We start from the raw sequence: 11,078 nt of genomic DNA on the forward strand, positions 1-11,078 counted from the left end.
AAGTTGCGAAGCGCATAGGCCACGTGATAGTCACTCTTGCCGCTGCTGTCCAGCCTCAAATTGTAGACCTCGAAGTAGACAAACAGCGGCTTGCCCCTCTGGAACTGGCGTTGCAGGGTGGGAACCACCAACACACCGCTGGGCTTCAGATGGCGGGCCGGCACTTGCTCCACAACGCGCGGGGAAAGCTGCAGGTCGCTGATCATGAGGCTATCCCCGGCAAACGACCGTACCCGCAACTGGCTCTTCAAAACGGCCAGACGATCTGACTCTGGGCATTCCAACTCAAGAGCCACGTTGTACAGGCCAGGACTCAGCAGCTCATCGTGCTGGTTCACGTACGACCGCCCCGCGATCTCCTCAGGCGTGCCTGCGGTGAGCGCCAGCGTCTCGCTTCTGTGCAGCAGCGGCTGATAATCTGCGTCAAAGAGCGTGAGGCGCTTGTGCAAATGGCTGACTAACGGAGCCCTCTCCCCAGGCGAAAAGCTCAGCTCGTCCAGGGGCACGGAAAAATAGAATTCGACGCGCGTCGCTCCCTCCGCACCACGAAAGCAAGCTGAAGCAAGTTGCGCACTGAGGGGCTGCTGCCGGTACTGGAAGCTGAACCGATACGGAGGTGCCAGGCTGAGAGCCTGCGTCTTGTCAGTCGCAAGGCTGCTCACCAGGCTGAAGTAGGCGTCCGTGTTTCGTTGCGCACCTCGAAAGGCGCCGTAGCGGTGATGCAAAGACTCGCGTTCGGCATAGAGCTCGCTGGCGATGCGCGCCTTCTCGTTCAGCGGCACACCGACCACTGCCTGCGAAAGGTCATTGACCTCCTGATACCCGTAGCCGGTGCGCCGCACAAAGTCGACAAACAGATTCAGGCCGAAGTATGCCCAGGTGAGGTTATCGAGGTATTGCCGACCGGAGCCAGTCATCTCCACAAAATCGTCCGGAGGACCGTAGCGGAGGTAGTACTTGGCGCGGTCGTCCAGGTAGGTCGGACCAATGAGGCACGAGAAGTGGTCCCAGGCGTAGGCGAAGCGTGCCTCGAATTCCTCGCGGTACGGGTTCTCGGGAGAAGACGGCAGGGGATCGATCATGCGCCAATACTTCTCCTCCCATCGGGCACGGGCGCTGGAATCGGGCAACGCCTCGTACAGGCGAGCCAACTCCTGCGGCAAGATCAGGGAAAAGGCCGCTTGCCGCGCCCGGGCACGACGCTCCTCCCCGGCAAATGCCATGCTCGCCAGTCCTACCACCACTGCGACACACGCCAGGCCTCTCTGGGCCACTCCTCTCATGCTACCCATCTGCCGAATCCTCCTTACTTGCGCCAGAATTTTAAGGAATTCCACCTGCAAATGCAAGAGGAATTCAGCTCCGCTGGCTGAGCCTCCCTCGTGGCCAAAGTTGGGAGGGCGTCCGGGCTCTGCTTTCCTCGGCAGAGCTGGTCCGCGAACGTGTTTGAGGGGACCTCTCTTTGCGTGAAACCCCCTGCCGCTTGGAGACGACAGGGGGTTTGCACGTAGGATGGTGGAAGAGTGAGGGTGTGGTCTCAGTTTCGCTCGATAACCATCTCGACCAACCAGTCTGATGGTCACACAACACCAGGGATAAACCTGTAGCGCACGCGCCGCTTGTAGGCCCTGTAGCTGCCCTCGGAGGAAAGAATCTCCTCCTCCGCTGCAGCGCGCACATACTGGCCCACGAAAATCCCGATCACAAGCAAAACGTTTAGCCAGGTCATGTTCCCCATCAGAAAGCCTATGTAGTAGAGCAGTTCGCTTGAGTACAGCGGATGTCTCACAAACCGATACATCCCCGTAGACTTGATGGTACGCACTGCGGGCACCACCCCGAAGCTTCGTCCCAGGCTGACAAGGGAGGCAAGGATAGCAACTATCCCAATGCCCTGCACTGCGCCAGACACCGTGTGGAGGACACTCGACCCGGACTTCGCCGGGTAAAGGCAGAAGGAAAGGAAGACGGTGCCGAGCGCCGCGAACCAATCAAAGGTCCGACCGGATACCACCGTGCTCTGCCGTCGTGTCAGGAAGAGGTAGAACAGAAGGGAATTCACAAACATTAAGCCGAGGGTGAGAACGTCCCCAGTCTGCTGCCAGTGCGCGTAGGACAGCCGTGCGAAGCGCAAATAGAAAAGCGCAAGCACGCCGTTGACGAGAAAATGACTCAGCTTGGCAAGGTGCGCGAGGTGCGTCCCGTCCGGGGCAAGGTGAACCACATCGCCCACACGCACCTTGGTGGTGCGGCACACCCCTGCGGGCAGCTCGAGCACACTGTTGGCATTGGGTACAGTCTGCACCACGCGGCCAGGTTGCAGTTCGGACACGATACGCACCACGCGATTTCTCGCGTCCAGGAACAGGGCATCAATTGGGTGCCGCATGCCCAGGGTGTGGATTGCTTGGCACGGCCGCAACCAGAGGGCCAAGCCGTGGCGGAACTGGCGCATGGCGAGAAGTCCCACCAACCGGGCAAGGTAGGTATTTGCCACTACCACTGTGGTAGCTAAGGTGCGCCGCCTAGTCGTATCAACTGCCGGCATTGGTTCCTCCCTGCACGTGGGCCTGCGCGCCTTACCAGATTTTCAGCACGACTACGGCGTGTTTCTGCAAGTCGATGACCCGCTCCTCACGCACCACGCGGCTCCCCTCGACGCGGGTCTTGTAGCCCTCGGCCAGCGTCACCTGCCGGTCGCTGATTTGCACCAGGCGCCCTTCGTAGCGGCGTCCGTCTTCGGTGACTGCTTGCATCAAGGGAGCAGTCTCTGCGCGCAAGCGGCCGTCGGTGTGCAGGCTCTTGATTTGACTCCCCACAAAGACCGCCTTGGGCGGCGTCGCCGGCGGTGCGTACTTGTGGACACCTCCCCCGCAGGCCACCATCACCGTGCACATCAGAATCGCGAGAGCCATCACATGTTTTCTCATCGCCTCCACCTCCACATTGTTTGCCTCACCGAATCCCACCAGAAGAGAAAACCTTGATCACTTGGAGCAGGCCAGGTCCCAACAGAACCACAAACAACGCTGGCAGGATGAAGAAAACCAACGGAAAGAGCAACTTGATGCTGGTCTTGGCTGCCGCTTCTTCGGCGCGTTGCCGACGCCGCGTACGTAGGCTGTCCGACTGCGCGCGCAGCGTCTTGGCCATGCTCGAACCCAAACGGTCGGTCTGGATGAGGATGGCCACGAAGGATTGAATGTCCTCCACTGGGTTGCGCTCGGCAAGATGCCGCAAGGCATCCTGTCGGGAGATGCCAGCACGCATTTCTTTGGTGACCATCAAGAACTCTTCGCTGACCACCGGACAGTGCAGCTTCAGCTCCTCACCTACGCGAAGCAAGGCAGCGTTGAGTCCAAGACCTGCCTCCACGCACACCACCATCAGGTCCAAAGCATCAGGCAGACCGCGGACGATAGCTTTCTTACGCCGATTGATTTGGCTGCGCAGCCAGAGCTGGGGCAGAATGTACCCCGTGCTGGAGAACATGGTGATAATCGCCAAGCTGACCACCGCCGGCTTGTGTGCCGCCGCAGCCATGCTCATGCCAGCCAGCCCAAGCAAGAGCGTCAGCACAATCCGCGCCCCGACGAAGATGTGCACCGCATCAGTGCGCATCACGCCAGCCTGCATGAGCTCGAGCCTCAGCCCCTGCAACTTCTTTTCGCTCAGTGGACGAGACTGACTAATCCGCTCCAGCACGCGCACCATTGCCGGACGGAGCCTGTCCACTCCTGGCACCGTCCCTTCCTTCTCGCGGACGGCATAGTCCTCCTGCACAAAGCGATGAATGCGCTGGATTACCGGGCTCCGCTTGGTGAAGAGCATGTAGAGGCCATATCCCAGCAGGAGGGTGATCCCGAAAGTTGCCAGACCTGTTGCAACAATCAAGTCCATGAGGTGCTCTGCCCATCCTAAGGCTTAATATTCACTACTTTCCTGATGACCAGGAAGCCCAAGAACTGCATAAAGAGGGCGATGCCGATCATGTACTGCCCAAGCTTCTCAGTGACCAAGAGCATGATGTACTGCCGGTTGAGCAGGGAGATGATGATGGCCATGATGAAAGGCATGCCCGTGAGCATCCAACCGGTGAAGCGGCCTTGCGCCGTCTGTGCCCGCACCTGGCCAATGAGTTTGAACCGCTCGCGAATGGTGAGGCTGATCTTTTCCAAGAGTTCGGTGAGATTTCCGCCGATGTCCCTCTGAATGAGAAGTGCCGTGACGAAGAACCGCAAGTCCAGGCTATCGATGCGCTGCGTAAGCCTCTGCAGCGATTCCTCGATGGGCACACCAAGGGCCTGCTCTTCATAGGTCTTGCTGAACTCCTCGCTAATAGGTGGCTGGGCCTCCTTGCCCACCATCCCTAAGGCGCCTACGAAGGAGAGGCCAGCGCGCAAGGCACTGGTCATGAGATCCAAGGCTTCAGGGAAGTAGCGCTCAAACTGCTTGAGACGGCGCTTCTTCTTGCGTTTCACCCAGAGCAGGGGCAAGAACCCACTGGCGATGGTGACGAGCACGGTGAGCGCAGGATTCTGCAGCCGCACCGTAAACAGAAATGCCACACTGGCCACGATGAGCATGAGGAGGACCATGCTGCCCACGGTCATCTTCATGCCCGCCTGGTCGAGAAGGCGCCGCAGCGCCGCGGCAAAGTCCATGCGCCGCAGAATGCGGTTGAAGAGCGGGATGGTGCTGAGCTGGTCACGCGTGATCACGATCTCGGCGGGCTCCTCTTTCTTGACCTGCGCCTTCTGCAGGGTAAACCGCTCCAATCGCTCGCGCACGTGCCGGCGCCGCTTCTCCCTAGGAAGCGTCACCCCGAAGTAGAACAAGCCAAACGTCAACAAGCAGGCAATGAATATGTCAATAGCACTGATTTGCACGCCTTCCTCGCCTTCGTGAGGAACCTCTTCCTCTCATAGGTCACATAGAGCTGGCTACGCCTTCGCGTTTGTAGAGACTCAACAGTCGGCCGAGGACCTCCACGATAAAGACCTGGGCCTTGATGGCCGCGCCTTTTTGCGCAGCGAGGTCGTCCTGGGTCAACTTTCGCTGGATCGCGTGGGTGTGAATTTCCACGATATCACATGCCCCAGCGGACTCCTCCCGCAGGCGCATCACCAAGTGGGTCATGCGCGGGTCAGCAGACTTCTGCGCGCCGTTTCCCAGATAAGCCTCCATCAGTTCAGCATAAAGCTCGGCGATGTCCTCCAGAAAGCGCGGCTTGCGCTCCTTGAGTGGCTGGTCGACGTCCTCGAAGATGGCCGATTTCCCGTTGAGCATCTGTCGATAAGCAGCCAAGGCGGCGCGCAAGCTCATCTCGTTGTCCTGACCGTTTTCGCGCAGTGCCTTCAGGTCATCCAAAATCTTGCGCCTCTCCACCGCATAGCGGATAGTGCGGCGCAGAGTCTCGCCGGTGGCGGTGCCTTTGACCAGATAGTCTTGGGCACCCATGTGCAGGGCATCCACTGAGCTACGCTCGTCGTCCAGCCCAGTGAGCACTACCACCGGGACCTCGGGATTCTGCTTGCGCACTGCAACCACCGTGTCCAGCCCCTGGCTGTCCGGCAGAGAGAGGTCCAGGAGGACCACATCGAACTTCTCTTTTTCCAGCCGGCGGAGCGCAGCAGAGAGCAGGCCCACGCGTTCCAAACGGAAGGGAACGGGCCCAGGCTCGGAGAGGGCAATTTCCACCAGCCGCGCGTCGCCGGGATTGTCCTCCACCAGGAGCACCTTGTAGGGTTCTTCCACCATTTCGTCCTACTCCTTGGGTAGGTTCACGACGGAGAGCCAGAAATGCTCTACCTCCTTCACTACCTCCAAGAAACGTTGCAGATCCACGGGTTTGCTGATGTAGCAGTTTGCATGCAGCGCATATGACTTGACAATGTCCTCCTCAGCCTGGGAGGTGGTCAGGATGACCACCGGAATGTGGCAGAGTTCCGGGTCAGACTTGATTTGGGCGAGCACTTCTCTTCCATCCACCCGGGGAAGGTTCAAGTCAAGCAAGATCAGCCCGGGGCGCGCTGCATTGGCATAGGGACCTTGGCGCCGCAGATAGTCCAGGGCCTGCTCGCCGTCATTCACCACGTTGAGCTTGTTTCTGATCTTGTTCTCCCGAAAGGCCTCTTGTGTCAGGCGCACGTCACCCGGGTTGTCTTCCACCAGGAGTATCTCAATCGGCCGTCCGTTGGTTCTGTCATCCGTCATCCCTGTTCCTCGCTTCCGTTGTTTGCGGGCAAGGTGAAAGTGAAGCAACTGCCCTTGCCAGGTTCCGACTCGGCGCGGATGCGCCCACCGTGCCGCTCCACAATCTTTTTTACTACCGCCAGGCCTATGCCAGTCCCGGGATACTGCTCCCTGGTGTGGAGACGCTGGAACACACCAAAGATGCGATCGGCGAATTTCTGCTCAAAGCCGATGCCGTTATCGCGCACGGAGATTTCCCAGTTCTTCTTGTCGCACGCCACTCCTATGTGGATCCGCGGGGGCTTTTCGTTGCGGAACTTGATGGCATTGCTGAGGAGGTTCTGCAGGACCTGCGTCATCTGCGTTCGGTCCACGTCGACCGTGGGCAACGGGTCATTGGTGATGACCGCCCCGCTCTCCTCGATGGCAAAGCGCAGGTTTGCCTTCGCATCCTCCAACACGACGCCCAGGTTCACGGGTTCGAAAGGCTTGCCCCGCGTGCTGACGCGCGAGTACTGCAGCAGGTCATTGATCAACACCTGCATGCGTCGTGCGCCATCCACGGCGTACTGGATGAACTCCTGCGCCTCACTGTCCAGTTTGTCCTTGTACCGTTGCGCCAGAAGCTGGCAATAACTGGACACCATCCGCAATGGCTCCTGGAGGTCGTGGGAAGCCACATAGGCAAATTGCTCCAAGTCGGCATTGGAGCGCGCTAGTGCCTGAGCGCGGATGGACAATTCCTTGCGCGCCTTGCGCAACGCAGCCAGGTTCATGGCGCGCGACACAGCAACCGTGGCATAATCGGCAAGAAGTGCAAGGTCGGATTCGTCCTCCTGGCTCAGGAGCCTATCCTGCTGCGGCTCCCCGACGACCAGAAGGCCGTAGACGCTGCCGCCCGGTCCAAGCAGCGCTGTGGCCAGGAGCTGACTCTTGCCCTCTCCAACTCGCACGGCGCGTCTTGCGCCTTGCCTGATGGGCGCATACGCTTCGTCGTCGTAACGCAGCACCTTTTGCGCCCAGGCACTAGCGTCTTCCCCCTCTTCGGTGCTGACGACAGACTTCGCCAGTCCCTTGCGGTCACCGCTGAACTCTCCAATGGCAGCACGGCGGCATCGCACAATCTCGCGCGCCGCTTCGCATATCTGGCGGTAGATCAAAGCCACGTCTGCGGAGCGGATGAGCTGCATGGTCAGGCGGTTGATAACATCGGCGCGGCGCAGGCGTTCCTCGCGTTCCTCTTGAATCCGCTTCTGCTCGCTGATGTCCTCTACCATGCCGTCGTAGTAGAGGGGCGCACCAGTGTGGTCGCGGATGCAGGTCGCCGACATCCTTGCCCAGAAGCACGAGCCGTGCTTGCGCGCCAAGCGCAGCTCCAGGCCCTCGACCTTCCCCTCTTTCAGCAGGCGGCGTCTGAATATCGAGGCTTCCTTCTTGTCCACAACCAGCGTGGCAAGACCCATTCGCAGCAGTTCCTCGGGGTCGTCGTAGCCGAGCAGGCGTGCCAGAGCGGGGTTGGCACTGCGGAGGGTGGCGCGCCGGTCAGGGGCGGCGCGAAAGATCCCCACCGGTACATTGGCCTGGAGGGTTCGGTACTTCTCCTCGGATTCTGCCAATGCCCGCTGCGCCCGCTTGCGCTCGGTGATGTCCTGATAGATGCCAAAGGCACCGATGCGTTCGCCGCGGATCATCACCGGCACGCCGAAAATTTCCACGTCCACTGGCGAACCATCGCGGCGGTGGCGCACGGTCACCACGTGCACGCGGTCGCCGGCCATCACCTGTTGCGTCAGCGCAAGCGCTTCGGTCGACTTGTCCTCTGCGGCCACAAACCTGTCCAGAGGCTGGCCGATGATTTCGTCGCGCTGATACTGGAACAGCCGCTCAAAGGCCGGGTTTGCGGTAGTTACCTTTCCTTCCAGGTCGACAGCAACCACGGCCAACGGCGAGTTCTCGATGAGCGCCTGGAGATAGGTGCGCTGTTGTTTGATGCGCTCCTCCGCCTCACGCCGCGCGGTGACATCCTGGAAGACCAGCACCACGCCCAGCACGCGTCCGCTGTCGTCGCGAATCGGAGCCGCCGTGTCGTCGATGGGGATCTGGCGTCCGTCGCGCCTGTTGACCAGAAGGGTGCGCAGGAGCGTCAGCGGCTTGCCGTCCTTCAGCACTGCCGCGACCGGGTCGCTCACCGGGTCACGAGTCTCTTCGTCGAGAATCGTGAGAACTTCGTTCCACGCCCTGCCCAGCGCCTCCTCCTGCTCGCAGCCGACGAGCGCCTCGGCGACCGGGTTCATGAAGACGATGCGACCGGCGGCATCGGTGGCGACCACCGCGTCGCCAATGCTGCGCAAGGTGGTGGCCAGCCACTGCTCACTTTCGCGCAAACGCTGCTCCAGCGTGTGCCGGTACAGGGCCATCTCCACTGCCGTGTGCAGCTCGCGCTCCTCGAAGGGCTTGAGCACGTAGCCGAAGGGCTGGGTCACTTTGGCCCGCTGAAGGGTAGTCTCGTCCGAATAGGCAGTGAGATAGACGACGGGAATATCCATTCGCCGCCTCACCTGTTCGGCAGCCTGGACACCGTCCATCTCGCCCTTGAGTTTGATGTCCATCAGCACGAGGTCAGGACGCTCGCTTTCTGCCTTGGCGATGGCGTCCTCGCCCGAGGCGGCCACGCCAACCACCTCATAGCCGAGCCCCTGCAGCCTCCGCTTGATGTCCATCGCGGTGATGGCGACATCCTCGACTACCAGTATCCTCGCCTTCCTTGCCATACTGGGTGACTTCCTCCTCCGCTCCCAGCAAAAACCTGTCTCTTGCTGACCCGACCGACCCCTCTCAGGCAACGGCCGCCGGGGCGGCGCTCGCTCGGCCAGAGGGCTCGCTGGCGTAACCGGTGCCTTGGCCATTCCCGTGTCCATTGCTGCCGCCCGAGCTCTGGGCTGGGTGCGCCTGAACGTTAGCGCTCTCGCTCTGCTGCCCAACGGCGTACAGGTGTCCCCCGCCGTTTCCTGGGTCCAGACGCTCCCGGAGTTCCTCGATCTGCCGCGAGACGCCCAGCACGAATTCCTCCTGATTCCAGAACACGTTGCCCACCTTCAGTCCCTCATCGGTGATCAGGAGCTCCCGCAATTCGGAATCGTGGCGCATGCCGCGCGACTTTACCACCAACAACCCGCGGCTTTGTCGCTCCGCATTGCTCACCTGCCGCAAGCTGATGATGGTGTCGGCCAGGCAGTAGAGACCGGTGACCCAAGAGTTGCCGTTCTCGTGTTCATTGGCCACGCTGGCCGTCGCCAGCAGGGTAATGCCTCGATTCTTCGCCTCGCTGACCAGGAAGAGTGGCAGGTCAAGCACTGGGTCGTGGCGATGAATGCGCTGAAGGGCAGAGAGCGAATCGCAGGCGACCACCGCAGGGCGAAAACGATCGATCTCTGTCAGCAGCATGGTCAGATGTTCCTCGCTGCCGTGAGCTTCGGGCAAGATCCCCAGCACGCGCAGCAGGCCTTTGCTCTCCCAGTTTTCCACATTCATGCCCACGCTGCGGAAGTTGCGGTGCAATTGCGCAGGCGATTCCTCGTAGGAAACGTACAAAGCGCGCTCGCCGCGAGCACATGCTGCATCCAAGCAGGACATCGCCAAGCTGGACTTACCAGTCCCGCTGCCGCCAACGATGAGCACCGCGCTCTCCCGGTAATACCCCCCATCCAACATGTGGTCTAAGGCCAGCACCCCCGTGGAGATCCGTTCTTCGCTGACCGCACTGCTGAGGCCAAAGGTCGACAGGGGCAGGATGAGCAGGCCGTTGGGCGTAATCTGGTACGGGCACTCGTGCGCTCCATGAGAGGTGCCACGGTATTTGAGCACCCGCAGGCGCCGGCTTGCCACGTTGTTGATCATCCGATGCTCAAGGCTGATCACGCAGTCGGCCAGGTACTCCTCCACGCCACAACGTCTGCCGTTACGCGCCTCAGCTGTGGCGGTCATAACCAGCGTGACCCCCAGGGCCTCAATGCCGCGCATGATCATCTTGAGGTCCGAGGCGGTGTATCCTTCGTCTCCTGTATCCCGGAGAGTCAGATTAGTTTCGTCCAACGCCACGCGCTTGGCGCCGGTGTGTTTGACGGCGTAGGCAACTGCCTCGACGAGCATCTCGGGCTTGAGGAACTGCTCTGGCGCGCTCTCGCCACGCTTCGCAGGGAGGTCGGCCAGCACCAGACGATTGTCACGCAACAACGGATCCAAGTCCCAGTTCATCGTCCGCAGGTCAGCCAGGACCTTCTCCCTGGGATCGCCAAAGTTCACGTAGATACCAGGTTCCCCATATTGAGTCGCCCCCCGGTAAAGGAACTCGAGACATAAGATCGTCTTGCCTGCTCCCGGAGAACCCACCACCACAGTGGTTCGTCCGTAGGGCAGACCACCATTGGTAAGGTCATCGAGCCCCACGATGCCGGTCAACGTCTTCGGCAACACCGTTCTTCGACCTACTTCGTTCATCTGCTCTCATCTCCTGGCTTGCATCGCCAAGCATAACGCTCGGTCCTGAAGTACCGCGGGACACTACGGATCGGTCAACGCATGAGCTTGCGCGCATGCATTTCTATGTCCTCCTGCTGGTGATCGCGATGAATCTCCAGCAGAATCGACGGCTCGAAAGTGATGCTTGGCGGCAGCTCAATACCACAAGCCTTCAACTTTTCGGTGCACTTTGGCCGGACACCCGTCGCCTTGAAAGTACCTACCACCGTGCCATCAGGGGCAACGCCCGTCTTCTCGTAGACAAAGATCTCCTCCATGGTGATCGTGTCGCCTTCCATGCCGGTCACTTCAGAAATGCTAAGCACCTTGCGCGTACCGTCGCTCAGGCGGGAGATTTGCACCAC

The 11,078-nt window shown here is 60.5% G+C and carries 10 protein-coding genes; all 10 read right to left on the reverse strand.

All coding sequences use genetic code 11. The features are described 5' to 3' along the window. A partial coding sequence (locus H5U38_15235; protein MBC7188378.1) for a GWxTD domain-containing protein occupies window positions 1–1,292 on the reverse strand: 1,292 nt, incomplete at its 3' end. 287 nt (window positions 1,293–1,579) lie between these two features. Continuing rightward, on the reverse strand, window positions 1,580–2,548 hold the full coding sequence (locus H5U38_15240; GenBank protein MBC7188379.1) for a DUF192 domain-containing protein: 969 nt from the start codon (window positions 2,546–2,548) through the stop codon (window positions 1,580–1,582). Between the two features lie 31 nt (window positions 2,549–2,579). Next, on the reverse strand, window positions 2,580–2,930 hold the full coding sequence (locus H5U38_15245; GenBank protein MBC7188380.1) for a hypothetical protein: 351 nt from the start codon (window positions 2,928–2,930) through the stop codon (window positions 2,580–2,582). Window positions 2,931–2,955: 25 nt separating this feature from the next. Further along, window positions 2,956–3,900 (reverse strand): type II secretion system F family protein, encoded by a 945-nt coding sequence (locus H5U38_15250; GenBank protein ID MBC7188381.1) that lies wholly within the window; start codon window positions 3,898–3,900, stop codon window positions 2,956–2,958. A gap of 17 nt (window positions 3,901–3,917) precedes the next feature. Next, the gene (locus tag H5U38_15255) at window positions 3,918–4,889 is read right to left on the reverse strand and encodes a type II secretion system F family protein (GenBank protein ID MBC7188382.1); all 972 of its coding nucleotides are present in this window, start codon (window positions 4,887–4,889) and stop codon (window positions 3,918–3,920) included. A 40-nt stretch (window positions 4,890–4,929) separates the two neighbouring features. Beyond that, window positions 4,930–5,760 carry a response regulator gene (locus tag H5U38_15260; protein ID MBC7188383.1) on the reverse strand — a complete coding sequence of 277 codons (831 nt, stop codon included), beginning with the start codon at window positions 5,758–5,760 and terminating at the stop codon, window positions 4,930–4,932. A gap of 6 nt (window positions 5,761–5,766) precedes the next feature. After that, window positions 5,767–6,216 carry a response regulator gene (locus tag H5U38_15265; protein ID MBC7188384.1) on the reverse strand — a complete coding sequence of 150 codons (450 nt, stop codon included), beginning with the start codon at window positions 6,214–6,216 and terminating at the stop codon, window positions 5,767–5,769. Beyond that, window positions 6,213–8,966: a PAS domain S-box protein gene (locus H5U38_15270; GenBank protein MBC7188385.1), complete on the reverse strand. Its 2,754-nt coding sequence runs from the start codon at window positions 8,964–8,966 to the stop codon at window positions 6,213–6,215. The genes H5U38_15265 and H5U38_15270 overlap by 4 nt, the downstream gene beginning before the upstream one ends. Window positions 8,967–9,030: 64 nt before the next feature. Further along, the gene (gene kaiC / locus H5U38_15275) at window positions 9,031–10,692 is read right to left on the reverse strand and encodes a circadian clock protein KaiC (protein ID MBC7188386.1); all 1,662 of its coding nucleotides are present in this window, start codon (window positions 10,690–10,692) and stop codon (window positions 9,031–9,033) included. A gap of 74 nt (window positions 10,693–10,766) precedes the next feature. Beyond that, window positions 10,767–11,078, reverse strand: a 312-nt coding sequence (locus tag H5U38_15280; GenBank protein MBC7188387.1) for a hypothetical protein, incomplete at its 5' end; no start/stop codon positions are given.

The sequence above is a fragment of the Calditrichota bacterium genome (assembly GCA_014359355.1).
Lineage (GTDB): Bacteria > Zhuqueibacterota > Zhuqueibacteria > JANLFK01 > Oleimicrobiaceae > Oleimicrobium.